General features: G+C 73.4%; 21 protein-coding genes. 11 read left to right on the top strand and 10 right to left on the bottom strand.

Translation table 11 applies throughout. The annotated features are described in order from the left end of the window. Positions 1-193: 193 nt before the first annotated feature. Complete coding sequence (locus tag ACF1DX_RS16215) at positions 194-1279, bottom strand: M12 family metallopeptidase (RefSeq protein ID WP_391792137.1); 1086 nt, start codon at positions 1277-1279, stop codon at positions 194-196. Positions 1280-1377: 98 nt separating this feature from the next. Here ACF1DX_RS16215 and ACF1DX_RS16210 point away from each other — a divergent pair, with 98 nt between their 5' ends. Beyond that, positions 1378-3069, top strand: a complete 1692-nt coding sequence (locus ACF1DX_RS16210) for a LuxR C-terminal-related transcriptional regulator (RefSeq protein WP_391791814.1) — start codon at positions 1378-1380, stop codon at positions 3067-3069. Between the two features lie 81 nt (positions 3070-3150). On the opposite strand, the gene ACF1DX_RS16205 is transcribed toward ACF1DX_RS16210, so the two are convergent. Continuing rightward, positions 3151-5718, bottom strand: a complete 2568-nt coding sequence (locus ACF1DX_RS16205) for a CHAT domain-containing protein (RefSeq protein ID WP_391792136.1) — start codon at positions 5716-5718, stop codon at positions 3151-3153. A gap of 166 nt (positions 5719-5884) precedes the next feature. On the opposite strand from ACF1DX_RS16205, the gene ACF1DX_RS16200 reads away from it, so the two are divergent. From ACF1DX_RS16200 to ACF1DX_RS16190, 3 genes are read left to right on the top strand one after another with little or no spacing between them, the layout of a single operon-like run. Further along, positions 5885-7315 carry a S8/S53 family peptidase gene (locus ACF1DX_RS16200; protein ID WP_391791813.1) on the top strand — a complete coding sequence of 477 codons (1431 nt, stop codon included), beginning with the start codon at positions 5885-5887 and terminating at the stop codon, positions 7313-7315. 59 nt (positions 7316-7374) lie between these two features. Next, positions 7375-7950 (top strand): RNA polymerase sigma factor, encoded by a 576-nt coding sequence (locus ACF1DX_RS16195; protein WP_391791812.1) that lies wholly within the window; start codon positions 7375-7377, stop codon positions 7948-7950. 20 nt (positions 7951-7970) lie between these two features. Continuing rightward, positions 7971-8414, top strand: a complete 444-nt coding sequence (locus ACF1DX_RS16190) for a hypothetical protein (protein WP_391792135.1) — start codon at positions 7971-7973, stop codon at positions 8412-8414. Positions 8415-8614: 200 nt separating this feature from the next. Here the strand turns inward: ACF1DX_RS16190 and ACF1DX_RS16185 are convergent, their stop codons facing one another. The 4 genes from ACF1DX_RS16185 to ACF1DX_RS16170 all read right to left on the bottom strand — a co-directional run bounded on the left by ACF1DX_RS16185 (position 8615) and on the right by ACF1DX_RS16170 (position 14110). Further along, positions 8615-9412 carry an N-formylglutamate amidohydrolase gene (locus tag ACF1DX_RS16185; RefSeq protein ID WP_391791811.1) on the bottom strand — a complete coding sequence of 266 codons (798 nt, stop codon included), beginning with the start codon at positions 9410-9412 and terminating at the stop codon, positions 8615-8617. Between the two features lie 137 nt (positions 9413-9549). Further along, positions 9550-11769 carry an NADP-dependent isocitrate dehydrogenase gene (locus ACF1DX_RS16180; protein ID WP_391791810.1) on the bottom strand — a complete coding sequence of 740 codons (2220 nt, stop codon included), beginning with the start codon at positions 11767-11769 and terminating at the stop codon, positions 9550-9552. 148 nt (positions 11770-11917) lie between these two features. Beyond that, positions 11918-13027: a mechanosensitive ion channel family protein gene (locus tag ACF1DX_RS16175; RefSeq protein ID WP_391791809.1), complete on the bottom strand. Its 1110-nt coding sequence runs from the start codon at positions 13025-13027 to the stop codon at positions 11918-11920. A gap of 183 nt (positions 13028-13210) precedes the next feature. Beyond that, positions 13211-14110, bottom strand: coding sequence for a YbhN family protein (locus tag ACF1DX_RS16170; RefSeq protein WP_391792134.1), 900 nt, complete (start codon positions 14108-14110; stop codon positions 13211-13213). A gap of 162 nt (positions 14111-14272) precedes the next feature. On the opposite strand from ACF1DX_RS16170, the gene ACF1DX_RS16165 reads away from it, so the two are divergent. Further along, on the top strand, positions 14273-16150 hold the full coding sequence (locus ACF1DX_RS16165) for an ABC transporter ATP-binding protein (RefSeq protein ID WP_391792133.1): 1878 nt from the start codon (positions 14273-14275) through the stop codon (positions 16148-16150). Positions 16151-16210: 60 nt separating this feature from the next. On the opposite strand, the gene secD is transcribed toward ACF1DX_RS16165, so the two are convergent. Genes secD through ACF1DX_RS16145 form a run of 4 tightly spaced genes read right to left on the bottom strand, consistent with a single transcriptional unit; the run spans position 16211 to position 20618 of the window. Then, positions 16211-18514, bottom strand: coding sequence for a protein translocase subunit SecD (gene secD / locus ACF1DX_RS16160; RefSeq protein ID WP_391791808.1), 2304 nt, complete (start codon positions 18512-18514; stop codon positions 16211-16213). A 42-nt stretch (positions 18515-18556) separates the two neighbouring features. Further along, positions 18557-18952 (bottom strand): hypothetical protein, encoded by a 396-nt coding sequence (locus ACF1DX_RS16155; protein ID WP_391791807.1) that lies wholly within the window; start codon positions 18950-18952, stop codon positions 18557-18559. After that, positions 18949-19644, bottom strand: a complete 696-nt coding sequence (locus ACF1DX_RS16150) for a response regulator (protein WP_391791806.1) — start codon at positions 19642-19644, stop codon at positions 18949-18951. The genes ACF1DX_RS16155 and ACF1DX_RS16150 overlap by 4 nt, the downstream gene beginning before the upstream one ends. After that, positions 19641-20618, bottom strand: a complete 978-nt coding sequence (locus ACF1DX_RS16145; protein WP_391791805.1) for a HAMP domain-containing sensor histidine kinase — start codon at positions 20616-20618, stop codon at positions 19641-19643. The genes ACF1DX_RS16150 and ACF1DX_RS16145 overlap by 4 nt, the downstream gene beginning before the upstream one ends. Before the next feature lie 303 nt (positions 20619-20921). On the opposite strand from ACF1DX_RS16145, the gene ACF1DX_RS16140 reads away from it, so the two are divergent. The 6 genes from ACF1DX_RS16140 to ACF1DX_RS16115 all read left to right on the top strand — a co-directional run bounded on the left by ACF1DX_RS16140 (position 20922) and on the right by ACF1DX_RS16115 (position 25464). Further along, complete coding sequence (locus ACF1DX_RS16140; protein WP_391791804.1) at positions 20922-21245, top strand: TraR/DksA family transcriptional regulator; 324 nt, start codon at positions 20922-20924, stop codon at positions 21243-21245. A 43-nt stretch (positions 21246-21288) separates the two neighbouring features. Next, positions 21289-21657, top strand: coding sequence for a TraR/DksA family transcriptional regulator (locus tag ACF1DX_RS16135; protein WP_391791803.1), 369 nt, complete (start codon positions 21289-21291; stop codon positions 21655-21657). After that, positions 21654-22457, top strand: coding sequence for a rod shape-determining protein (locus ACF1DX_RS16130; RefSeq protein WP_391791802.1), 804 nt, complete (start codon positions 21654-21656; stop codon positions 22455-22457). The genes ACF1DX_RS16135 and ACF1DX_RS16130 overlap by 4 nt, the downstream gene beginning before the upstream one ends. Positions 22458-22500: 43 nt before the next feature. After that, positions 22501-23124 carry a hypothetical protein gene (locus ACF1DX_RS16125; RefSeq protein ID WP_391791801.1) on the top strand — a complete coding sequence of 208 codons (624 nt, stop codon included), beginning with the start codon at positions 22501-22503 and terminating at the stop codon, positions 23122-23124. A 328-nt stretch (positions 23125-23452) separates the two neighbouring features. Then, on the top strand, positions 23453-24439 hold the full coding sequence (locus ACF1DX_RS16120; RefSeq protein ID WP_391791800.1) for a glycoside hydrolase family 11 protein: 987 nt from the start codon (positions 23453-23455) through the stop codon (positions 24437-24439). A 26-nt stretch (positions 24440-24465) separates the two neighbouring features. Further along, positions 24466-25464: a polysaccharide deacetylase family protein gene (locus tag ACF1DX_RS16115; RefSeq protein WP_391791799.1), complete on the top strand. Its 999-nt coding sequence runs from the start codon at positions 24466-24468 to the stop codon at positions 25462-25464. The last annotated feature ends 118 nt before the right edge of the window (positions 25465-25582 follow it).

Genomic DNA, 25582 nt, shown 5'->3' with positions numbered 1-25582 from the left:
GTGCTCGCGCGGACCCCGCGCCGCCATCGAGCCGGACCGCACGATCGCCGCGTTCGGCGGCGGCGTGCCAGGGGGGGAGGTACCGCGGTCCACACCCCACCACACCGGCCGGGAACGCCACCCTCCCCCGAAGGTGACGTCCCCGGCCGCTCCCCCGGCGCCGGATGTGGCTCGGTCGTCCGTGGGCGGTCGGCTACCAGCACATGACCGCCGTCTCGCCCGGACCCCACGCGGAGTACAGGCGGACCCGGACGTAATAGCGGCGTCCCTTGACCAGCCGGGCCGTGACGGCCGCGTTCCGCGCGGTTCCCCCGTCGTCGTGGCCGGCGAGGAAACGGGGCTCCCCGTCCCGCTCCTCGAAGAGCACGACGACCCGGTCGGCCTCGCCGAAGGTGCCCACCGTGTAGTCGCGGGTCTCCGGCGGATCGACACGGAAGTCCGCCTGCCCACCGGGGCCCAGACCCAGCGGCACCGAACGGAACGGCACCAGCGGCGGTGGCAGCGGCGGATCGGCCGGCGGGTACCGGCGGAGCACGAACTCCTTGTCGGCGGGGGAGAGGGTGCCGGGCGGGTGCACACCCCTGTGGTACTGCTCCGGCTCCAGGACCAGCCCCGGCGGCAGCGCGTACTGCATGATCGACTGCGGGTCCCAGACAGGGCCGTTGGCCTCGTCCGGGCCGAGCCTGCGCAGGATGTTGTGGTACGTCCTGTCCCGGCTCCAGTGGTTCGGCGGGCCCGCCAGCTCGGTGTACACGGCCTCGTCGTCCCAGTGGATACCGGCGTACGGGCTCTGGTGCTCGTGCAGCATGCCCAGCGCGTGCCCGATCTGGTGCAGGGCGGTGGCGCGTTCACCCGGTGCGGTCAGGTCCCAGCCGAAGTTCATGGTGCGCTCGTGCACGCCGGTCCGGAGCGCGTCCCTGCCCACGGCCGACCAGGAGCCGTCACCGAGCTGGAACCCGATGCGCAGCTCCGCCTCGGTGCGGTCGTGGACCTCGGTGAACGTCAGGCCCGGCCCGAGTCCCCGCCACTCCTCGAAGCACTCGCGCACCACGTCCCGCTGCTCCTCGGCCCCGCCCCACGGAACCCACCGGGTCCGCCCGGTTCCGGGCACGGCGATCTCCGACCCCGCGCTGTCGTCGCCGAAGAAGCAGTAGTGCAGCACGGTGCCGGCGACCCACAGCCGCCGCCCGCCGACCAGCGCGCCGAGCCGCTCGGCGGCCAGGCCCGGCGGATACGCGGGGGCCGGCTGCGGCGGCAGCGAGCAGTGGCGGACGGTCATGGAGCACAGGCTGCCGTGCCGCCGCTGCGGGCGCTTGAGTCGGGGTCTGCTCAAGTGACCCTGTATCAGGCTTGAGTACCGGGGCTCCTGTTCTTGTGATGACCTTGCGACGCGATGCCACCGGCCCGTGCGAGAAGGACGCGACGACACTGCGAGCGCCCTGGCCGTTCACCGGCCGGGAGGACGAACTCGACCTGGTACGGCGCTCGCCGACCGGCGCGGGACGCGGCCTCGTGGTGACCGGACCGGCGGGACGGGGCAAGACCCGCCTCGTCACCGAGGCCGTACGGGGTACCGACCGCGCCCGGGTCACCGGGACGCCGGGGACCCGGCACCTGCCCTTCGCCGCCTTCGCCCCGCTGCTGCCCGAGCCCGTCACCCTGCACCGCGCACTGCGCCGGCTGTCCGAGGTGCGCACGCTGTTCGTCGACGACGCCCACCTGCTCGACGACGCCTCCGCCGCCCTGGTCCACCAGCTCGCCGTGCACGGACGCACCCGGCTGCTGGTCGTCGTCACCGACGGCGAGCCGGTGCCCGCCGCCGTGTCCCGGCTGTGGACCGGGGAGCTGCTGCCCCGGCTCGCCCTGCCGCCGCTGCCCCGGGAGGACACCGCGCGGCTGCTCGCGGCGGGCGGGGGACCCGCCCCGGAGCCGCTCACCGCGAACCGGCTGCACCGGCTGTGCGACGGGGACCTGCGTCTGCTGCGCGACCTGTCGGACGCGGTACGCGCACACGGCCGGCCCACCGAGGTCCCGGGCACCTGGGAAGGGCGGGGCCCGCTGCCCCTGACCCCGGCCGTACGCGAACGCGCCGCCCACCTCCTGGACCGCGCCCGCCCCGAGGAGCGCGAGACCCTCGACCGCCTCGCCTTCGCCGAACCCCTCCCGCTCGACGGCGACGGCCTCGACCTCACCGTCCTGGAACGCCTGGAGACCGCGGGCCTGGTCCACGTCGACGACCACGGCGGCATCCGCCTGGCCCACCCCCTGCACGGCCCGGTCCTGCGGGCCGCCGCCGGCCGGCTGCGCGCCCGCCGGCTCGCCCGCACACCCGAGGACTGCGCCCCCGCCCTGGCCGCCGAGTCGGCGGAACTGACCCGGTGGATCGAACGGGCCGACGTGACGGCGGACCCGGCGCCCGTCGGGGACCGGCTCGTGGACGAGGGGACGCCGGTCCCCGCCGGGTACGCGGCCCTGCGCGCCCGGTACGCGCGACTGCGCGGCGCGCTGCGGGAGGCGGCCGCATGGGCACGCGAGGGCCTGCGCACCGCCCCCGGCGACCCGTCCTGCCGCACCGAACTCGCCCGCGCGGAGGGGACCCCGGAGGCGTACGGCGACCCGTACGACGCCGTACGCCTCGGCACTCCCGAACGGGCCGCCGGCCGGCTCACCGGCGTCTTCGCCGACCACGCCGACGCCCTCGCGCGGGCCGACGGGCCCGCACTGGACCGGGTGGGCGAGGACTTCGAGCGGCGGGGCTTCCTGCTGTTCGCCGCGGAGGCGCACGCGCAGGCGGCCTCCGCCCACCGGGAACCGCACGCCGCCCGCACCGCGCGCACCCGTGCGGCCGCCCTCGCCCGCCGCTGCGGAGACGCCCGCACACCGGCGCTCGCGGGCCTCGCTTTCGGTGAACTCACCGCGCGGCAACGGCAGATCGTCGCGTTGGCCGCGGAGGGGCTGAGCAATCGGCAGATCGCGGAACGCCTCACCCTTTCCGTGCGCACGGTGGGGAATCACCTGTACGGGGCGTACACCCGGCTGGGCGCGACCGTGCCCCGTCGGACCGCTTGACGGCTCGGGGATCATGTTTCGTCGGCGGCTGCGGGTGGTTCGTGGTTGCTCGCGCCCACCCGCAGCCGCCCACGGCGGGGATCACGCAGCCCCGAAGGCGCTGAAGGCCCACCCCGTGGCCCGATGCACCGCGTCCCCCGGCAGCGCGGCACGCGCATCCCGCAAAGCCTCCGCCAAGGACAACCCGGCCCCCAGGCCCATATGGAGGGCCACCATGAGGGGGACGACCGCCGCGTCGTTGACGGGCGCGCTGCACGCCACCACCCCCGCCGTGCCCAGCGGCAGCAACGCCGTGACCAGACCGAGGAGTTCATCCGCGCCCACCGCGGCGAACCGCGCGGTGTCGCAGCAGGACAGGATGATGCGGTACGGACTGCGGTCCAGCCGCTCGAAGTCGTGGACGATCAGCGGCCCGTCGGCCATCCGCAGGGACGAGAACAGCGGTCCGTCCGCGCGGAACGCGCCGTGCGCGGCGATGTGCGCCAGCCCCGCCCCGTCCAGCTCCCGCAGCACGCGCGGCACCGTCGCGTCGTCGTGCTCCAGGACGGTCGCGCCGCCGTAGCGGCCGGCCAGCTCGGGCACCTCCGCGCCGCCCGTCGCGAGACCCGGACCGCGCACCAGCACCTGGCGGCCCCCGGGCGGCGGCGCCGTCTCCTTCGCGCGCAGCCAGCTGCTCGCCGACGGCGACACGCTCAGCACCCGCTCCCGCAGCGAGGGCAGCAGCGCCCACGGCACCCGGTGCAGCCGCCCCGGCGGCACGATCACCACCGGGCCGTCACCGAGGTGCGCCGCGGCCGGACCGAGCAGCAGCTCCTCCAGCCGGCGGCCCGCGGCCTCCACCACCGGCAGCCGCGCCTGCGCCCCCGGATGGGCCAGCCGCCGCAGCCCCGCCTGTACGTGCTCGGCCTCGGTCTCCGCCGCCGCGAGCAGACCCGCCTCGAACCGCCGCACCCGCCCCCGCCCGCACAGCAGCACCTGCACCCGCCCGTCGAGCACGGCCAGTTCGACGAGGGACGTCTCGTTCCCCAGCCGCGCGAGCAGCCGGCCGACGTCGAAGCGGTCACCGCCGCCGGGGGCCTCACCGCGCATGTGCAGCGTCCGCGACCGGATCTCCCGCTCCAGCCGCCGCTGTTCCCGCTCAAGGGCCGGTACGGGCCTGCCCTCCATGCGGGCCTCCTCCGCGCGGGCGGCGATCTCCCGGTAGGCGGTCATGCCGCTGAGCAGCGCCGGGTCGGCCGGCGGCCGGGCGGGCGGCGCGGACAGCGCGGTGGCCCGCCAGCGTTCGCTCCACACCAGCAGCCGCCGCGGCCCACCCGAGACCAGACTGGCCCGCTGGGCGAGCGCGGCCAGCTCCGCGCCCTGCGCGGTGGCGCGGGCCCGCAGCTCCGAGGCGCCCAGCGTCATCCGGTGGTCGTCGAGCACGTCCAGACCGCGCCGGCAGGCCTCCAGCACACCCCGCGCGGAACCGGCGGCCTGCGCGCGCAGCGCCTGCGCCGCCCAGCCCGTCATCCGCGCCAGCGGCGGCCCGCCGCGTCTGCTGCGCGCGGCGACCGCCAGATGCCGCTCCGCGTCCGCCGTCCAGCCCAGTTCCAGCGCGATCCGGCCCGCGAGCAGCGACGCCTCCGGGGCGGCCGGGGCACCGAGTGCGGCCAGTTTCTCCGCCACCGTCGCCGCGTCCGCGACCAGCCGGCCCGAACCGCGCCCGGCCGCGTGCCGGGCCCCGATCAGCACCAGCCGCGCGTGCGTCTCCCACCAGGTGCGCCGCTGCCCCGCGAACAGCCGCACCGCGAGCGCCGCGCGGGCGATCGCCGTCTGCGGCTCGCCGGCCAGCCGGGCCGCCCGCGCGGCGGCCAGCAGCAGCTCCGCCTTGCGCGTGGACTGCCCGCCGATCCCGTCCAGCGCCCGGAGCGCCGCGTCCGCCTCGGCCAGCGCCTCCGCGGCGAGACCGGCCGCCATCAGCACCTCGCAGCGCCGGATGTCCAGCATGAACGTCGGCGTGCCGAGCTTGGCGTACCGCTCCTCCGCCTCGTCGAGCAGCCGCAGCGCCGCCGGGACGTCGCCCGCGCGGAACGCGGCCAGCCCCCGGCTCTCCACCGCGTCCGCTTTGTCGTGCTCCTGCCCTGTGGTGTCCCACAGCGCCTCGGCCGCCGTGAAGTCGGCGTTCGCCCGCTCCACCGAACCCAGCGCCAGGTGCACCGTCGCCCGCAGGGTCAGCGCCCGCGCCGTCCAGATCACGTCGTCGGCCTGCCGCAGTACGGGAATGGCCCGCCGTACGTCCTCCAGGGCCTCCTTGTGATGGCCCAGCACCCACCACGAGTACGCCCGGCGGAACAGCACCCGCGCGCGGGTGTGCCCGGTGCCGCGCTCGACGCCGCGCCCCAGCGCGTCCATGCCCTGCCGGGTGCGCCCCGCGTGCACCAGTGCGACCCCGAGCGTGGCGAGGACGTCCGCCTCCCGCTCGGCCGAGTCCGCGCGCGCCGCCCAGGTCCGGGCCCGCCGCAGATGCGCCAGGGCCAGCCGCATGTCGCCGAAGTCCCGCTGCCAGATGCCGATCACCTGATGGGCGACGGAGGCGTGCAGGGGCGGCGGACGGTCGCCCAGCACCGCTTCCGCCCTCGCCAGCGCCTCACCCGGGGCGGCGAACACCATCGGCAGCAGTTCCAGCACCGTGTCGCTTCCGGCTGTCACCCCACGATGGTAGTGGTCCGCAACCACGCCTCACAGGTATGGCGTTGTATCAAACGCCCGCCCCCCGGCTCTGCATACACGACAGCTCCGCGGCACCGGCCGCCGTCGCACCAGTGGAGGACACGCCATGGCACCACAGCGATTCCGCGAGCAGTTCGCACAGATCCAGCGCTCGATGCCCGGCGTCCCCCTGGCGATCGGGCCGGACGACGCGGGAGAGTTCCTCTACGAGAAGGGCGTCGTCCTCGCCCGCGACGGTGAGGAGGCCCGCGTCGTCGAGGACACCGTGCGACAGCACTTCACCACCTTCGCCGGCCTCACCCCGGACCAGGTGCGCCGGACGAGCCCGGAGACCAACCGCTCCGGCATCACCCGCATCCGGGTCGCCGACCCCGGCCGGGGCGACGGCAGCGGCGACCCGGCGGTCGCGGGAGCGCTGCGCGCGCTGTCGGCGGCCGAGGGCCGCGCCGGGCGCCGGCTGGTCAGCCGCAACCACGTGGTGTCGATCGCGGTCAACGCCTGCCCCGGCGACGAGCCCGTGCCCGTGGCGCCCGGCGGGCAGCCCAACCCGGCCGTCGCCGACGCCGCCCACGACGCGGACACCGCCGTCGGCGTGCTCGTCATCGACACCGGCCTCATGCACGACCACCGTTCCTACCCGCCGCTCGCCCACACCCGGGGCGACGCCCAGGTCGAGGAGTGCGACGGCGACGGGACCCTCCGGCAGTACTGCGGGCACGGCACGTTCATCGCCGGACTCGTCGCCGCCGTCGCCCCCAACACCGACATCACCGTCCACGGCACGCTCAACGACGCGGGCGCCGTCCTGGAGTCCGAGTTCGGCGAGAAGCTCTTCGAGGCCGTGGACCGCGACGGCTGGCCCGACGTCATCAGCCTCTCCGCCGGCACCTCCAACGGCCGTACCGACGGACTCCTCGGCGTCGATGCCTTCATGCGGGAACTGCGGGAGCGGCCCACCCTGCTGGTCGCCGCCGCCGGCAACAACGGCAGTGCCACGCCCTTCTGGCCCGCCGCCTACGCCGATCTGCCCGGCTACGAGAACGCCGTGCTGTCCGTCGGCGCGCTGCGCGGGGACGGCGAGTTCGGCGCCTGCTTCAGCAACCACGGCGGCTGGGTGAAGGCCTACGCGCCCGGTGAGCGTCTCGTCAGCGCCCTCACCGGCTTCACCACGCCCGTCCCGTACGTGTACCAGCACTCCACCTACGACGCCTGCCGCTACGGTTTCACGTACGCCTGCACGTGTCACCACCCGCGCCACACCGGCGTGCTGAGCGAGGACGAGGGCTCCGGCAAGCCTGACCAGGTGATGTTCGAGGGGCTCGCCCAGTGGAGCGGGACCTCGTTCGCCACCCCCGTCGCCGTCGGCATGGTCGCCGCCCACATGACCGCGCAGGCGGAGACCGACCCGCGCAAGGCCCGCCGGCAACTGCTCGACGCCACCACCGAGTACGCACAAGTGCGCGGGGCGCACGTCCCGGCGCTTCTTCCGCCCACTTGGCGCCCCGTGCAGGTCTCACCCCCCTCGGCACGGTCATGAGGACCGGAGTCCTCCCCTCCGCGGCGTACGATGACGTGCCGTACACGAGGGGTGGGGCCGTGGAGCGTAGTGAAGTCGGCGCGTTGGTCCGGTCCGCTGTCGACGGCGACGCGGCGGCCTGGAAGGCGATCGTGGAAGGGCTGGGCCCACTGGTGTGGTCCGTGGTGCGCGCGCACCGGCTCTCCGACGCCGACGCGCACGAGGTCTACCAGACCGTGTGGTTCCGTTTCGCCCAGCACCTGGGGCGGATCCGGGAACCCGACAAGACGGGCTCCTGGCTGGCCAGTACCGCACGGCACGAGTGCCTGAAGGTGCACAGGGACGCGCGGCGGCTGGTGCTGACGGACGATCCGCAACTGCTGGACCGGGTCAGTGAGGACGGTGCGCCGGAGCAGTCGCTGCTGGAGTCGGAGGAGGCCGCGGCGCAGAGCGAACGCGTGCGGCGGCTGTGGCAGGAGTTCGAGGAACTGGGCGAGCGGTGCAGGCAGTTGCTGCGCGTGCTGATCGCCTCGCCGCCGCCCAGTTATCAGGAGGTGTCCGCCGCGCTCGACATCGCGGTGGGCAGCATCGGACCGCTGCGCCAGCGCTGTCTGCGCCGGCTGCGGGCCCGGCTCGAGGCACGGAGGGCGACGTGAACGACGACGTGAACGACGATATGCACGACGACTTCGACAGCGGGCTGCTGGAGGAGGAACTCCGGCAGGCGGCAGCCGTCCTGGACCCGCTGCCTCCCGCCCTGCTGCAGATCGCCGTCGACGCCTACGCGCTGCACGACCTCGACGTCCGCGTGGCCGAGCTGACCTTCGACTCGCTGGTCGACGCCATCCCGGTCAGGGGCGCGACGGACGTGCCGCGCATGCTCACCTTCACCGCCGGTGAGGTGACGCTGGACGTCGAGGTGACCGCGGAGGGCCTGATGGGCCAGGTGCTGCCGCCCCGGCCGGCCCGCGTCGAGGTACTCGGCGGCCCGCAGCCCGCCACCCCGCTCACCGCCGACGACCTGGGCCGCTTCACCACCGCCACCCCGCCCTCCGGCCCCTTCGCCCTGCGCCTGCGCACCGACGACGACGTGGTCGTCACGGAGTGGCTCCGCGCATGACCCTGCCGGGCCTGGAGCCGGGGGTTCGACCGGGCCTGTCCACGGGCTCCCGGCTTTTCGAGGGCACTGCGCGGCGGGCGGGCAGCCGCTGCCGTGCGGGGGCCGGGTCCACCGCCCCCGCCGCCCCTTCTCCTTCCCAGGGGGGCGCTGCCCCCGGACCCCCGCTCCTCGAACGCCGGAGGGGCTGACATGTGCCGGTGTCAGCGGGAGGCCGCGTCGATCAGGGTGGTGAGTGCCGAGGCGAGGCGGGACAGGCCCTCTCCCGCGGGGCCGCCCGGCTCGGTCATGTAGGTGTCCCGGCGGATCTCCACCATCAGGGCGGACACCTCCGCCCGCTTGCCGTAGAACTCCAGCGGTACGTACGTCCCGGCGAACGGGCTGTCCAGCCCCGTCCCCCCGCACGGCGCGAACGCCTCGCGGGCGGCGGCGAGCAGCCCGGGCGGGGTGTGGAAGGAATCGGTGCCCAGGCAGACCTCCGGCCGCGGCCCGTCGCCGTGCAGCTCGTAGGGCAGCGGCGTGCTCGGATACGAGTGCACGTCGATGATCACGGCCCGCCCGGTCGCCGCGAGCCGGTCGACGACGGCCCGGGTCATCGCCCGCGCGTACGGATGGAAGTACCGCTCGATCAGCGGCTCGGCGTCGAACCCGTCGGGCCGCAGCACGTCCTTGTGCGTGGTCCGCGTGTAGACCGCGCCCATGCCGACGGCCAGCATCTCCTCCCGCTCGTCCGGGAACCGCTCGGGATCGACGACCAGCCGCGAGAGCCGGTTCACGAACCGCCAGGGCGTGACACCGGCCGCCCGGGCCGCCGCCTCGGCGATCGACGCGGTGTGCGAGTCGGTGATGTGGTCCAGCTCCCGCTCAAGACCGGCGTCGTCCAGCACGATCCCGGATCGCACGTCCCCCGGTATCTCCCGCGAGGAATGCGGCACATGCAGGATCACGGGGGAGTCCGGATCACCGGAAAGAACCTCGAAGGACGGCGGTGTACCGGTCATTCAACTGCTCCAGGGGAATGGTCAGTGGTGCACGACATGATCAAGATGCCACACGGCACTGACAACGCCCCGGGAGACGGCTCCGCCCCGGCCGGGCGCATGGCCGGCCGGGGCGGAGCACCAAGGGACCGCTCGCGTCAGCTCAGGGACGCCAGCGCCTCGTTCCACGTGGTGGACGGGCGCATGACCTCGGCCGCCTTGGCCGGGTCGGGCTGGTAGTAGCCGCCGATCTCGGCCGGCTTGCCCTGGACGGCGTTCAGCTCGTCGACGATCGTCGCCTCGTTGGCGGCGAGCGTCTCGGCGAGCGGCGCGAACGCCTTCGCCAGGTCCGCGTCGTCGCTCTGCGCGGCCAGCTCCTGCGCCCAGTACAGGGACAGGTAGAAGTGGCTGCCGCGGTTGTCGATGCCGCCGACGCGACGGGTCGGGGACTTGTCCTCGTTGAGGAAGGTCGCCGTGGCGCGGTCGAGGGCGTCGGCGAGGACCTTGGCGCGGGTGTTGCCCGTGACCGAGGCGTACTGCTCCAGGGACGGCACCAGCGCGAAGAACTCACCGAGGGAGTCCCAGCGCAGGTAGTTCTCCTTGACGAGCTGCTGCACGTGCTTCGGCGCGGAGCCGCCGGCACCCGTCTCGAACAGGCCGCCGCCCGCCATCAGCGGCACGACCGACAGCATCTTGGCGCTGGTGCCCAGCTCCAGGATCGGGAACAGGTCGGTCAGGTAGTCGCGCAGCACGTTGCCGGTGACGGAGATCGTGTTCTCGCCGCGGCGGATGCGCTCCACCGACAGCTTGGTCGCCTCGACGGGGGACAGGACGCGGATGTCCAGGCCCTCGGTGTCGTGCTCCGGCAGGTACTGCTCGACCTTGGCGATCAGGTTGGCGTCGTGGGCGCGGGTGGCGTCCAGCCAGAACACCGCCGGGTCGCCGGTGGCGCGGGCGCGGGTGACGGCCAGCTTCACCCAGTCGCGGATCGGCGCGTCCTTGGTCTGGCAGGCGCGGAAGATGTCGCCGGCGGACACGGCCTGCTCGATGAGGGCGTCGCCGTTGCCGTCGACCAGGCGGACCGTGCCCGTGACGGGGATCTCGAAGGTCTTGTCGTGGCTGCCGTACTCCTCGGCCTTCTGCGCCATCAGGCCGACGTTCGGCACCGAGCCCATGGTGGACGGGTCGTAGGCGCCGTTGGCGCGGCAGTCGTCGATCACGGCCTGGTAGACGCCGGAGTAGCTGGAGTCCGGCAGGACGGCGAGGGTGTCGGCCTCCTGGCCGTCGGGGCCCCACATGTGGCCGGAGGTGCGGATCATGGCCGGCATGGAGGCGTCGACGATGACGTCCGAGGGGACGTGCAGGTTGGTGATGCCCTTGTCGGAGTCGACCATCGCCAGCGCCGGGCCCTCGGCGAGCTCGGCGTCGAAGGACGCCTTGATCTCGGCGCCCTCGGGCAGGGCCTCCAGGCCCTTGTAGATGCCGCCCAGGCCGTCGTTCGGGGTCAGGCCGGCGGCGGCCAGCTTCTCGCCGTACCGCGCGAAGGTCTTCGGGAAGAAGGCGCGCACCACGTGGCCGAAGACGATCGGGTCGGAGACCTTCATCATCGTGGCCTTCAGGTGCACGGAGAACAGAACGCCCTCCTGCTTGGCGCGGGCGACCTGCGCGGTCAGGAACTCGCGCAGCGCGGCGACGCGCATCACGGAGGCGTCGACGACCTCGCCCTTCAGGACGGGGACGGACTCGCGCAGCACGGTGGTGGAGCCGTCGTCGCCCTTGAGCTCGATGCGCAGCGCGCCGTCCTCGGCGATGACGACCGACTTCTCGGTGGAGCGGAAGTCGTCCGCGTCCATGGTCGCCACATTGGTCTTGGACTCGGCGGTCCAGGCGCCCATGCGGTGCGGGTGGTTCTTGGCGTAGTTCTTCACCGAGGCGGGGGCGCGGCGGTCGGAGTTGCCCTCGCGCAGCACCGGGTTGACGGCCGAGCCCTTGACCTTGTCGTAGCGGGCGCGGATGTCGCGCTCCTCGTCGGTCTTCGGGTCGTCCGGGTAGGCCGGAAGCGCGTAGCCCTGGCCCTGCAGCTCGGCGATCGCGGCCTTGAGCTGCGGGATCGACGCCGAGATGTTCGGCAGCTTGATGATGTTGGCCGCCGGCGTCTTCGCCAGCTCACCGAGCTCCGAGAGGGCGTCCGGGACGCGCTGGTCCTCGGACAGGTACTCCGGGAACAGGGCGATGATGCGCCCGGCCAGCGAGATGTCACGCGTCTCCACGGTGACACCCGCCTGCGAGGCGTACGCCTGGACCACCGGCAGGAAGGAATACGTCGCCAGGGCCGGGGCCTCGTCAGTGTGCGTATAGATGATGGTCGAGTCAGTCACCGGGTGCTCCGCTCCACGTCTGCAACATTGCTCGACATCAAGATATCTCGTGATCGACCGGGGCTCGACAGGGGTCCGCGCCGAGTTCCGGCCGGCCTCCCGCCGCGGTCCTCACCGGCGCGGCGGGAGATCACCCGGGACGGTGGGCTCAGATCGGCCGGGCGATGGTCATGTCGTCCGGCGCGGAGTCCGTCGCGGCGTCCGCGCCGCGCTGCTGGGGGAAGACCACCGAGCCCTGCTGGAGCGCCACCGTCCGCGCCGGCGACGGGATGCGGATGCCCTCCTCGCGGTAGCGGCGGTGCAGGCGCTTGATGAACTCGTGCTTGATCCGGTACTGGTCGCTGAACTCGCCGACGCCCAGGATGACGGTGAAGCCGATACGGGAGTCCCCGAAGGTGTGGAACCGCACCGCCGGCTCGTGCTCCGGCACGGCACCGGTGATCTCCGTCATCACCTCGGCGACGACCTCCTTCGTCACCTGCTCCACCTGCTCCAGGTCGCTGTCGTACGACACCCCGGCCTGCACCAGGATGGTCAGCTGCTGCTCGGGACGCATGAAGTTGGTCATGTTCGTCTTGGCGAGCTGCGCGTTCGGGATGACCACCAGGTTGTTGGACAGGTTGCGGACCGTCGTCTGGCGCCAGTTGATGTCCTCGACGTAGCCCTCCTCGCTGCTGCTGAGCTGGATGTAGTCCCCGGGCTGCACGGTCTTGGAGGCGAGGATGTGGATGCCCGCGAACAGGTTGGCGAGCGTGTCCTGGAGCGCCAGCGCGACCGCGAGACCGCCGACGCCGAGGGCGGTGAGCAGCGGGGCGATCGAGATGCCCAGCGTCTGCAGCCCCACCAGGAAGCCGATCGCCAGGACCAGGATCCGGGTGATGTTCATGAAGATGGTCGCCGACCCGGCGACCCCGGAGCGGGACTGGGTGACCGAGCGCACCAGCCCCGCCACCACCCGGGCCGCCGAGATGGTCGCCGCGAAGATGACCATCAGCGTCAGCACCTGGTTGACGTTGTGCTGCACGGTGCGGGTCAGCGGCAGCGCCGCCGCCGCGGAGGCCGCGCCGCCCGCGATCGCCGCCCACGGCGCGATCATGCGCAGCGCGTCCACGAGGACGTCGTCCCCGCGCCAGCGGGTGCGGTCGGCGTGCCGGCCCAGCCAGCGCAGCAGCATCCGCAGCAGGAACGCCGCCAGCAGGCCGGCCGCGAGGGCGATGCCGGCGTACAGCAGGTCGTGCCCGGTGAGCGCGCGGGTCACCGCTCACCCCCGGTGAACGCCCTGGCCGACGGCCGTATGTGAAGTCGTGTCACGTGTCGTCACCTGCTCGATTTCTACGGGATGTACATCGCGCCGGCCGTCCCTGACCGGCGGCCGGCGCGATCGCTCATCCTGCCGTATCCCGCAGGGTAGTTCGTACCGGCTCCGTCCTCGCCCCGCTGGTCAGATCACCTTCAGCCGCACCAGCACGCCCAGCGTCAACGCCCCCGGCAGCAGCGGCAGCCACACCGTGACGACCCGGAAGGCCAGCACCACCGCCGTGGCCGGCGCGGCGGCCCCGCCCACCGCCACCAGCGCCACGACCAGCGCCGCCTCCACCGAGCCGATCCCGCCGGGAGTCGGCACCAGCGCCACCGCGACCGTCGCCGCCAGATACGCCACCGCCATGTGTGCCGGCGGCACCGGCAGCCCGAACGCCAGGCCCACCAGCACCAGCACGGCCGCCTGCAGCGCGGGGAAGGCCAGCGCCCCGCCCCACAGCGCCAGCGCCCGGGAGGGCAGGGCGTGCACCGACCGCGCCTCGCCCAGTGCCGTCCGCAGGAACGCGCCCACCGCCCGCCGCAGCCGTCGTACGGCCACGAGCGCGCCCGCCACCACGGCCAGCACCGCGCCGACCGTGAGCAGCAGCGGACCGAACGCCCCCTCGGGCAGCAGGGAACCGAACCGCAGCGCGCCGGGGAACGCCACCAGCAGGGCCGCCAGCAGCCCCACCCGGCCCACGGACTCCGCCAGCAGATACAGCGCCAGCGCGGCCGAGGAGCGGGCCGGCGGCAGCCCGCACACCGTCATGAACCGCAGATTGACCGCGCTCGCCCCCAGCCCCGTCGGCAGCAGGTGGTTCGCCGCGCCCGCCGCGAACTGGGTGGCCAGCAGCCGCCGCCGGGGCAGTCGTTCGAGCACCGCGCCCTGCCGGGTGCACGCGGCCGCCACCCAGGTCAGACAGGTCACGCCCGCCGCGGCCAGCAGCCAGGGCCACCGGGCGGTCGCCAGGTGGGCGAATCCCTCGGCCAGCACCGACCGGTGCCGCACCGCGACCACGGTCACGAGCAGCAGCGGCAGCACACACAGCACCCGGCGGATCGTCCCCGTCACGCTCGCCGAGGATGCCCGCCGGGCACCAACGGCGGGTTGCGGCGGCCCGGACGCCCGCTGACGGCCGGACGACGGCACCGGGCCGTCCTTGACCTCAATCATGCTTGAGGTCCTACCGTCGTCCGCATGAGCATGGAGACCACAGCGTGGACACAACTGCGCGGCATCATGACCGCCGAGGACGAGCACCGCCCCCTCAGCAGGGCGACGCTGCGCCGCATCGGCGCCTTCGCCCGCCCGCACCGCCGCCGTCTGGTCCTGTTCGTGCTCCTCGGCACGGCGACCGCGGCGCTCGCCGTCGCCACCCCCGTACTGGCCGGGCGCGTCATGGACACCATCGTCTCCGCCGGCGACGAGGCCACGGTGGTCCGGCTGGCCCTGCTCATCGCGCTGATCGCGGTCGTGGAGGCGGCCCTCGGCGTACTCGGCCGCAGACTCTCGGCGGCCCTCGGCGAGGAACTCATCCTCGACCTGCGGACAGCGGTCTTCGACCACGTACAGCGGATGCCGGTCGCGTTCTTCACACGCACTCGTACGGGAGCGCTCGTCTCCCGTCTCAACAACGACGTCATCGGCGCCCAGCGCGCCTTCAGCAACACCCTGTCCACCGTGGTCGGCAACCTGGTCACCCTGGTCCTCGCCCTCGCCGTCATGCTCACCCTGTCCTGGCGGATCACCCTGCTCGCGCTGGTCCTGCTGCCGGTGTTCGTGGTCCCGGCCCGCCGCATGGGCCGCCGCATGGCCGGGATGCAGCGCGAGGCCGCCGCCCTGAACGCGGCCATGGGCACCCGGATGACCGAGCGGTTCTCCGCCCCCGGCGCCACCCTGGTCAAGCTGTTCGGACGCCCCGAGGAGGAGTCGGAGGAGTTCGCGGTCCGCGCCCGCCGGGTGCGGGACATCGGGGTGCGTACGGCCACGGCGCAGACGGTGTTCATCACCGCGCTGACCCTCGTCTCCGCCCTCGCCCTCGCCCTGGTCTACGGCCTCGGCGGCCGGCTCGCCCTCGACGGCACCCTGGAGCCGGGCGCCGTCGTGGCGCTGGCGCTGCTGCTGACCCGGCTGTACGCGCCGCTCACCTCGCTCGCCGGGGCACGGGTGGAGGTGATGAGCGCGCTGGTCAGCTTCGAGCGGGTCTTCGAGATCCTGGACCTCGAACCGCTGATCCGGGAGCGGCCCGACGCGCGCGAGGTGCCCGAGGGCCCGGTCGCCGTCGAGTTCGACGACGTCCGCTTCGGCTACCCGTCCGCCGACAAGGTCTCCCTGGCCTCCCTGGAGGAGGTCGCCACCCTCGACCCGCGCGGCGGTGACGAAGTCCTGCACGGCATCTCCTTCCGTGCCGACCCCGGGCAGACCGTCGCCCTCGTCGGCTCCTCCGGCGCGGGCAAGTCGACCGTCGCCCAGCTCCTGCCACGGCTGTACGACGTCGACTCCGGCGCCGTACGCGTGGGCGGCGTCGACGTCCGCGACCTGACCGCCGCCTCCCTGCGCGCCACTCTCGGGATGGTTACCCAGGACGGTCACCTCTTCCACGACACGGTGCGCGCCAACCTGCTCCTGGCGCGGCCGGAGGCGGACGAGCCCGACCTGTGGGACGCCCTGCGCCGGGCCCGCCTCGACGCCCTCGTACGGTCCCTGCCCGACGGCCTGGACACGGTGGTCGGCGAACGCGGCTACCGCCTCTCCGGCGGCGAACGCCAGCGCATGACCATCGCCCGGCTGCTGCTGGCCCGCCAGCGCGTCGTCATCCTCGACGAGGCCACCGCCCACCTGGACAACACCTCCGAGGCGGCCGTGCAGGAGGCGCTCACGGAGGCGCTGGAGGGCAGGACGGCGGTGGTGATCGCCCACCGGCTGTCCACCGTCCGCACCGCCGACCTCATCCTGGTCGTCGAGGCCGGCCGGATCGTGGAACGCGGCACGCACGAGCGGTTGCTGGCCGCCGGCGGCCGCTACGCCGAGCTGTACCGCACCCAGTTCGAACGGCGGCCGGGGGAGGCGGCGGTGGCGTAGCGGCGCTGCCGGGCGGAAGGGATGGACGGCCTCCGGGCGGCCCACCCCTTCCGGCTGTTCCTACCGTGCCCGCGCGGCGGCCTCGGTCCGCTCCGGGCGCCCCGCGGCGCCGGACCTCGTCTGCCCGGAACGGCCCCGGCCGCCCTTGCCGTCACCGGCGTACGCGTCGAGCACGACGGCGAGCGGCGAGGCGGTCAGGACCGACGAGTACGTGCCCACGAGCACGCCGATCAGCAGCGCGAGCGCGAAGTCGGTGAGCGAGTCGCCGCCCAGGAGGGCCAGCGCGGCCAGGATGAAGATCACACCGATACCGGTGTTGACCGTACGGGGCACCGTCTGCAGGATCGCCTGGTTGGTGACCTGCGCCAGCGGCGCCCTGCCGTCCTTGCGCCACAGTTCGCGGATCCGGTCGAAGACCACGACGGAGTCGTTCACCGAGTAACCGATCACGGTGAGCAGCGCGGCCAGGAACACACCGTCGACCGGCTTGCCCAGCCAGGCGAAGACGCCGGTCAGGATCACCACGTCGTGCGCCAGGGCGGCCACCGCCCCCGTACCGAACATCCAGCGGAACCGGAAGGCCAGGTACAGCAGCTGGGCGCCGAGCGCCAGACCGAGCGCGATCAGCGCGTTGCGCCGCAGCTCGTCGCCGAGGCTCGGGCCGATCAGCTCGTCGCGGACCTTCTCCGCCCCGCCGCCGACCTCCGCGACGGCGTCGGCCACCTCGACCGCCTCCGCGTTGGTCAGCTCCTCGGTGCGCACCGTCAGCCTGTCGTCCCCGGAGGACTGCACGACGGCCTGCGGGAACCCGGCGTCGGCCAGGGCCGCACGGGCCCGGTCCGGGTCGACGGTCTCGCCGGTGGAGTACTCGATGAGACGGCCGCCGGTGAACTCCACCCCGAAGTCCAGCCCGCGCACCAGGATGCCCGCACCGGCGACGGCGAGCACCACGGCGGACACCGCCAGCCAGCGGCGCGGGCGCCGCATCAGCCGCGGGTCGCGGCGGGTCAGGTACGTACGGACCCGGCCGATGGAGGCCAGACCGGTGACCCCCGGACGCCGGTGCACCCAGCGGCGGGCCACGGCGAACTCCGCGAGCACCCGGGTGATCACCAGGGCGCTGATCATGGAGGCGAGGACACCGATGCCCAGCGTGACACCGAAGCCCTTCACCGGACCGGACGCCAGCAGGAACAGCAGCGCCGCCGCGATCAGCGTGGTGACGTTGGAGTCCGCGATGGCGCTGAACGCGCCCTTGAAGCCGGCGGTCAGGGCCGAGCGGCCGCTGGGCCGGTTGCGCTTGCCGTACTCCTCCCGGGCCCGTTCGAAGACCAGCACGTTGGCGTCCACGGCCATACCGATGGCCAGGACGAAACCGGCGAGACCGGGCAGGGTGAGGGTGGCGCCGAGGGCCGCCAGACCGGCGTAGGAGATCAGGCCGTAGCAGAGCAGGGCCAGGGTGGCCAGGACGCCCATCAGCCGGTAGACGACGATGATGAAGAGCGCGGTCAGCGCGGTGCCGACGACGGCCGCCCAGGCGCTGGCCTCGATGGCCTCGGCACCCAGCGTCGGGCCCACGGTCCGCTGTTCCACCGTCTCGACCGGCACCGGCAGGGCGCCGCCCTTGACCAGCAGGGCGAGCTCCTTGGCCTCGTCGTTGGTGAAGGAACCCGTGATCTGCGTGGATCCGCCGGTGATGCCCGTGCCACAGGCGACGGACGGGTCGACCTGCGGCGAGGAGATGATCTTGTCGTCCAGTACGATCGCGACCCGGCGCTGCGGGTCGCCCGCCGGATGGCAGGCGGCCTCGCCGGTCAGCTTCGCCCAGCCCTTGCCGTCCTCGAAGTCCACGGTGACGTGCCAGCCGGCACCGCTCTGCTGGTCGAAGAGGGCCTCGGCGTCCTCGACGTCCTGACCGGTGAGTGACGCGGCGGCCAGCCGCAGCCGTTCACCGGACTGCTCGTCTGGCAGGACGCGTTCGCCCTCCTTCCGAGCCTCGTCGGACCCGGTGGCGGTGCCGAGCACCGGGTGCACGGAGAGCTGCGCGGTACGGCCGAGGACGTCGGCGGCCTTGCGCGGATCCTGTACGCCGGGCAGCTCGACGATGATCCGGTTCTCCCCGGAGCGGACGATGCCCGGTTCGGCGACGCCGAGCGCGTCGACCCGGCCGCGCAGCACCTCCAGGGTGCGGTCGGTGGCCTCGGCGTCGGCCTTCACGGTCTCGGTGGAACGGGTCTCCAGCACGATCTGGGTGCCGCCCCGCAGATCCAGGCCCAGACGGACCGGGACGGTGACGGCGACGAACACGGACAGGGCGATCACGGCGAGCGCGAACAACGCCCTGACGCGGGCGGGACGTTTCACAGATGCCTCCAGCAGGCACGCGGAGAAGAGGAAGAGGGAATCTCAGGTGCTGGAGGCCGTGGGCGGGGCGCGCCCCAGGTCCGACGGCATGTGCGCGGCGGCGGGCGGCGCGTGCCCGGCCGCCGGAGCGGGCCGGGCTGGCCGGGGCGGGACCGGCGGCGTGTGCGCCGCGGTGAAGAGCAGATGGCCGGCGGGCACCGTCCGCTCACCGGTGTCCCGCTCCGGCCTGACGAACAGGGTGCGGGCACCGACGTAGGCGTCGTCGCCGTACGGACGGGTGTCGGACTGGTACGCCGAGGCGGCGGAGGAAGCGGTGGCGGGGGCGAGTTCCGCGCCGTGGGTGAACCCGAGGGCCAGCAGCACGGCCGCGAACGCGGCGAGGGCCGCCGCGGCGGCCCGGGACGGAAGGGCGGAGCGTCCCCGCCGGCCGGCGGTCAAGGTTCGACGAGCCCGGCACGGATGGCGTAACGGGTCAGTTCGAGGCGGTCCCGCAGCCCCAGCTTGTGCAGCAGGTTCTCACGGTGCCGCTGGACCGTCTTGACGCTGATGAACAGCAGCTCGGCGATCTCCTTCGACGAATGCCCCTCGGCGACGAGCTTGAGCACCTCCTCCTCGCGCGGGGTCACCAACCGCTCCGGTGCCTCCTCACCGTGCCGGACCCGGTCGAGGTAGTTGCGGATCAGGGCGGTCACCGCACCCGGGTACAGGAACGGCTCGTCCCGCATCGCCGCCCGGCAGGCGGCGACCAGGTCCCGGTCCGCGACGGACTTCAGCACGTAACCGCCGGCTCCGGCCTTGAGCGCCTGGAACAGGTACTGCTCGTTGTCGTGCATCGTCAGCATCAGGATGCGCAGCCCCGGCTTCAGCACGGTCAGCTCGCGGGCGGCCTGCAGACCGGTCAGCCGGGGCATGGCGATGTCCAGGACGGCCAGGTCGACGTCGTGGGTGCGGGCCATGGCGATCGCCTCCGCGCCGTCACCCGCCTCGGCGACCACTTCCAGGTCCGGCTCCCGGTCGAGGATGAGCCGCACACCGCGCCGTACCAGCGCGTGGTCGTCGGCGAGCAGGATCCGGATCGGGGGATCCGTCCGGCGGTCGCCGTGGGTGTCCTGGGTGTCCTGGTGGTTCATGGCTGCTTCCTGACGGTGGGCACGGTCAGCCGGACCCGGGTACCGGCCGGTGTCGCGGAAGTCTCGCCGGGGCCGGAGATGTCCAGTCCGGCCCCGATCAGCAGGGCCCGCTCCCGCATCCCGCGGAGCCCGGCGCCCTCGCGGGCGGCCCCGATGCCGCGGCCGTCGTCGCCCACCTCCAGGACGACGCACCCGTCGGTGGCGTGCAGGCTCACCTCCACGCACCGCGCCTCGGCGTGCCGCGCGGCGTTGGTCAGGCTCTCCTGCGCCACCCGGTAGATCACCAGTTCCGCCTCGTGGTCGAGAGCGGGCAGATCGGGGTCGAAGCGGCGCAGCACGCGCAGCCCGGTGTGCGTGGCGAACTCGGTGGCCAGCGAGGTGACCGCACTGACCAGGCCCAGATCGTCCAGGACGCCCGGGCGCAGCCGGCGCACCAGCCGGCGGACCTCGTCGAGGCTCTCCCGGGTGATCTCCTGCGCCTGCTGGAGTTCACCGCGCAGCGGCTGGGACGCCTCGTCGGCCGCCCGCTTCAGGGCCAGCAGCACGGCGGTCATGCTCTGTCCGACCTCGTCGTGCAGCTCCTGGGCGATACGGCGCCGCTCGCCCTCCTGGGCGAGGATGGCGCGGGCGCTGCTCGCGACGCGTTCCCCCTCCAGCCGCTCCAGCATCGAATTGAACGTGCTGACCAGTTCGGCGACCTCGCCGCCACCGCGCACGGGCAGCCGCTGACCGGGGCGCAGCAGGTCCACGGTGGTCATCAGCCGCGTCACCCGGTCCAACGGGGCGAGGCCGATGCGCAGCAGGGCCGCGTTGGCGACGAGCATGACGCCGAGGCCGCCCACCAGGATCACCGCCTCGGTCAGCAGCACCGGAACGGACACGGTCACCGGAGCCCACAGCAGCAGCGCGGTGGCACTGCCCAGCACCACCGCGTTGAGCCCGAAGATCCGCCAGTACAGGGACACGGAGGTCACGCCTTCCTCTTTCTCGTCTGCCTCTACTGTCGGTCACCGTGCCGTCCTGTGCGGCCGCGGCCCCCTTGTCCCGGCGGACACCGGCCAGCCTGCACCAGGAGCGGCCCCCGGTCGATGGGCCCCGCGACCCATTTCCGCCGGCCCGCCCGGCCCGCACCGGGCGGGGTGGGTCCTCGGACCCCGCTCGGATGGGTACCGCGCCCGATGGGCGCCGGGGCGGAAACGGGCGAGGGTGGGGACAACACCCGTACGTCACATCCGTACGTCACCCCTGTACGTCACCGTCCCCGAGGAGGACCGTCCGTGTCGCTCGACCTGCCCCGCACCGAAACCCGTACCGCCCACCCGGCCGCCGACGAGGTCCGCCGGCGCCTCGAACACGCCCGTACGACCCGGCTCGCGCAGCTCAAGGCCCTCGACGAAACGGGGCAGAGTCCCGGCGACCACCTGATGTCCAACCAGAAGGACGCCATCAAGCGGGTCCTGAAGGAGATCGACGAGGCCTTCACACGCGTCGACGACGGCACCTACGGCACCTGCCTGGGCTGCTCCAAGGCCGTACCGCCGGAGCGGCTGGAGATCCTCCCGCACACCCGGTACTGCGTCGCCTGCCAGGGGCGTTCTTAGGTCCTGTCGTCCTTCCCTCCCGCTCTGCCCAAGGGGTGCAGTGGTGACCCACCAGATCATCGGCGAGCGCGACACGGTCCTCGACGACGAGGACCTCGCCGCGCTGCGCGAGAATTTGCACGAGCAGCGGCTGTTCCGGCAGGAGCAGCTACGGCAGTTCGCCGTCCACTCCTCGAACCGTGCCGACGACCGGCGTCAGACGGACGCCGCACAGATCGAGGTGGGCGTCAAGCTCGCGGCGTCCGCCCGCATGGTGCTCGCCGACGTCGAGGCGGCGCTCGCCCGGATGGACTCCGGGCAGTACGGCGCCTGCCACCTGTGCCGCCGCGCCGTCGAACGCCACCGCCTGCTGATCGTCCCCCAGGCCCGCTACTGCGGGCGCTGCCAGCAGGTGAGGGAGGCCGGCCGGTGACCGTGATCCGGCGTTCCCTCCCGGCTCCGGTACGGCACCGGCACCGGCCGCTGTGCCGGCGCTGCCCGGGGATCGCTCTCGACCTGGGCAGCGCCCGCACACGCGCCTGGATCACCGGACGGGGCATGGTCCTCGACGTGCCCACCGTGACCTTCCCGGGCACCGGCGCGATCCACCCCATTCAGCGCGGCACCATCGTCGACACCCCCGGTACGGCACGGATGCTGGAGCGGCTGCTCGGGCACCGGCTGCCCCGGACCGGCCGCCCGCTGGTCGTCGTCACGGCGCCGGTCCTGGACGGGCTCGCCTTCCGGACCGCCGCCCGCACGGCCGTCGAGATCCTCCGCCCGCGCGCCGTACTGACCGTCCCCGGCGCCCGCGCGGTGGCCCTGGCGGCGGGCGTCGACCACATCCGGCCGCTGCTCGTCGTGGACATCGGCGCCCACCTCACCGAGGTGGTGCTGCTCGTGGACGGCGCGGTCACCGACGCCCGTCGCACCGCGCTGGGCACCGCCGACCTGGCCGACGGCACGCCGCCCGGCGACATCACCGCGGCGGTGGCCGGCATGGTGACCGCGATGCTGCGGCAGGACCGCACCGGGCTCACCCGTGCCGCCCTGCGCCGGGACGTCCTGCTGGCCGGCGGCGGCGCGCTGCGTCCCGACATCACCCACGGCCTCCCCGCCGGCCTCGGCTGCGCGGTCCGGCAGGTCCCGTCGCCGCACACCGCCGCCGTCCGGGGCGCCGCCGGCCTCCTCGCCTCGGCGCACCACCACCCCTCGGCCACCGGAACCGTCTGACCGGCCCGGCCGCCCGCGCCCCGCCACCGGAAGGAGCCCTGACGTGGCCGGCGAGATCCCTCCGGCACAGCCGCCCCCGGGCCCGCCCCCGCGCCCCCTGCTGTGGCGCTGGCGGCACAACCCCCTGCGCCGCCGCACCGACACGCTCCACGCCTGGCTCGGCCTCGGGGCGCTGATCGCCGTACTGGCCGTGGCGCCCATGGCCGCCGTCCTCGCCGGCGACGCCGCCCGCCGGCATTACGAGGACACCGCCCGCCACCAGAACCAGACCCGGTACGAGACGGACGCGGCCCTCGTCCACGATGCTCCGCGCCACCCCGAGCCGGGCTCGGACGAGGAGAAGAAGATCCGCTACCCGGTCGAGGTCCGCGTGGTCACCCGCGAGGGGCGGACCCGCACCACCCGGGCGGAGGTCCAGCCGGGGCTGACCGCCGGCAACACCGTACGCATCTGGGTCACCGCCGACGGCGAGGCGACGGACCGGCCGCTGACCCGCAAGGAGGTCCGCAGCCGCACCATGGGCTGGGCCCTCCTCGCCGCCATCGGCGTCGCCCTCACCGGCGCCGCCGCCCACGCCCTGACCGGCCTGACCCTGCGCCGCCGCAACCTCGCCGACTGGGACACGGCCTGGGCGGAGACGGCCCCGCGCTGGACGACACCTACGTGAGGTGTGGCCGCCGGGGCTCGGCAGTGAGGGCCTTGACCCGGCGCCCCTCGTGAGCCTGCGACCGGCAGGTGACATCGTCGGCCGCGCTCGGGAGAGCGAAACTTTCGGTTACTTCACATCGGAGTTCGGCATCTTTCCGACGCATAGTGCAAGGCCCCTGAATTTGACCGGTTCAGTACGCCTATTGAGCTGGTGTTATGTGAATCCCTCCCTGTTTTTGATCAAGCGAAGATTTCGAAACATTCACCGAAACTGTTGACGGTTGACGCGCACAGACCAACACTGTCCGGCATCGCACCCCCACCGAGCCGCACAGGAGGCGCACCACATGCACGTGCCCGTACATCCGAAGGGCCGCAGACACGGCCGACCGCTGCTCAGAGTCAGAAGCGTCTGGACCGTCGCGCTGGCCGCCGTCACCGCACTGCTCCTGACCGCCACCACCGCCACCGCCGTCACCACGAACCAGACCGGCACCCACAACGGCTGGTGGTACTCGTTCTGGACCGACTCCCAGGGAACCGTCTCCATGGACCTGGGCTCCGGCGGCAACTACAGCACCCGGTGGAGCAACACCGGCAACTTCGTGGCCGGCAAGGGCTGGAGCACCGGCGGCCGCAAGACCGTCAGCTACTCGGGCTCCTTCAACCCGTCCGGCAACGCGTACCTCACGCTCTACGGATGGACCACCGGCCCGCTCATCGAGTACTACATCGTCGACAACTGGGGCACCTACCGTCCCACCGGCGAGTACAAGGGCACCGTCACCAGTGACGGCGGCACGTACGACATCTACAAGACGACCCGGTACAACGCCCCCTCCATCGAAGGCACCAGGACCTTCGACCAGTACTGGAGTGTCCGCCAGTCGAAGCGCACGGGCGGCACCATCACCAGTGGCAACCACTTCGACGCCTGGGCGAGCAAGGGCATGAACCTGGGCAACCACAACTACATGATCATGGCCACCGAGGGCTACCAGAGCAGCGGCAGCTCCAACATCACCGTGAGTGAAGGCAGTTCCGGTGGCGGCGGTGGGGGCGGTGGCGGCGGCTGCAACGCGACCCTGTCGGCCGGTGAGAAGTGGGGCGACCGCTACAACCTCAACGTCTCGGTGAGCGGCGCCGACAACTGGACCGTCACGATGCGGGTCCCCTCCCCGGCGAAGGTCTCCTCGACCTGGAACGTCAGCGCGTCCTACCCCGACAGCCAGACCCTCGTCGCCAAGTCCGACGGCGGCGGCGACAACTGGGGCGCGACGATCATGGCGAACGGCAACTGGACCTGGCCGACGGTCTCCTGCAGCGCAGGCTGACCCCTCAACGAGGAGGAGCACCGCAGATGACCACCGGAAAAGTCTCCCGGTCCCTGGTGTCAGGGCTGGCCGTCGCCGCGCTGACCCTGGCCGGCACCGCCGGCGCGACCCTCGACGCCGCACCGGCGCACGCCGCCGCCTGCAGCGGCTACGTCGGGCTCACCTTCGACGACGGCCCGTCCACCGGCAGCACCATGAACCTGCTCAACGCGCTCAGGCAGAACGGGCTGCGGGCCACGATGTTCAACCAGGGCCAGTACGCCGCCGCCAACCCCTCCCTGGTCAAGGCCCAGGTCGACGCCGGCATGTGGGTCGCCAACCACAGCTACACCCACCCCCACATGACCCAGCTGAGCCAGTCCCAGATGGACTCGGAGATCTCCCGCACCCAGCAGGCGATCGCGAACGCCGGCGGCGGCACGCCCAAGCTGTTCCGTCCGCCGTACGGCGAGACCAACTCGACGCTGCGCGCGGTCGAGGCCAAGTACGGCCTGACCGAGATCATCTGGGACGTCGACTCGCAGGACTGGAACAACGCGAGCACCGACGCCATCGTGCAGGCCGCCTCCCGGCTCACCAACGGGCAGGTCATCCTGATGCACGACTGGCCGGCCAACACCATCGCCGCGATCCCGCGCATCGCGCAGAACCTGGCCTCCCGGGGCCTGTGCGCCGGCATGATCTCCCCGCAGACCGGCCGCGCCGTCGCACCCGACGGTTCCGGCGGCGGGGGAGGAGGCGGTGGTGGCGGTGGCGGCACCGCCTGTACCGCGACCCTGTCCGCGGGCAGCCGCTGGGGCGACCGTTACAACCTCAACGTCTCGGTCAGCGGCGGCAGCGACTGGACGGTGACCATGAACGTGCCGTCCCCGGCGAAGGTCTCCTCGACCTGGAACGTCAGCACCTCCTACCCCGACAGCCAGACCCTCGTCGCCAAGCCCAACGGCAGCGGCGACAACTGGGGGGTGACGATCATGGCCAACGGCAACTGGAACTGGCCGACCGTCTCCTGCAGCACGGGCTGAGACCGGGGCGGGGCGCGGGCCACACCCTGCCGCGGCCCCCCCCCCCCCCCGGGCGGGCGCCCCGCGGCGCCCCCCGGCGGGGGCGCCCGGCGGGCCCCGCCCCCCCCCCCCCCGGCGG

This window comes from Streptomyces sp. NPDC014676 (assembly GCF_043084105.1).
In the GTDB taxonomy this organism is placed as follows: Bacteria; Actinomycetota; Actinomycetes; order Streptomycetales; family Streptomycetaceae; genus Streptomyces.
The sequence above is the reverse complement of the archived record's forward strand: the minus strand, read 5'-3'. Positions and strand labels throughout refer to the sequence as shown.

Excerpts from the sequence above, each read along its gene's own strand:
- ACF1DX_RS16215 (WP_391792137.1), bottom strand. The coding sequence starts at position 1,279 with ATGACCGTCCGCCACTGCTCGCTGCCGCCGCAGCCGGCCCCCGCGTAT.
- ACF1DX_RS16210 (WP_391791814.1), top strand. The coding sequence starts at position 1,378 with ATGACCTTGCGACGCGATGCCACCGGCCCGTGCGAGAAGGACGCGACG.
- ACF1DX_RS16205 (WP_391792136.1), bottom strand. The coding sequence starts at position 5,718 with ATGGTGTTCGCCGCCCCGGGTGAGGCGCTGGCGAGGGCGGAAGCGGTG.
- ACF1DX_RS16200 (WP_391791813.1), top strand. The coding sequence starts at position 5,885 with ATGGCACCACAGCGATTCCGCGAGCAGTTCGCACAGATCCAGCGCTCG.
- ACF1DX_RS16190 (WP_391792135.1), top strand. The coding sequence starts at position 7,971 with ATGCACGACGACTTCGACAGCGGGCTGCTGGAGGAGGAACTCCGGCAG.
- ACF1DX_RS16185 (WP_391791811.1), bottom strand. The coding sequence starts at position 9,412 with ATGACCGGTACACCGCCGTCCTTCGAGGTTCTTTCCGGTGATCCGGAC.
- ACF1DX_RS16165 (WP_391792133.1), top strand. The coding sequence starts at position 14,273 with ATGGAGACCACAGCGTGGACACAACTGCGCGGCATCATGACCGCCGAG.
- ACF1DX_RS16150 (WP_391791806.1), bottom strand. The coding sequence starts at position 19,644 with ATGAACCACCAGGACACCCAGGACACCCACGGCGACCGCCGGACGGAT.
- ACF1DX_RS16120 (WP_391791800.1), top strand. The coding sequence starts at position 23,453 with ATGCACGTGCCCGTACATCCGAAGGGCCGCAGACACGGCCGACCGCTG.
- ACF1DX_RS16115 (WP_391791799.1), top strand. The coding sequence starts at position 24,466 with ATGACCACCGGAAAAGTCTCCCGGTCCCTGGTGTCAGGGCTGGCCGTC.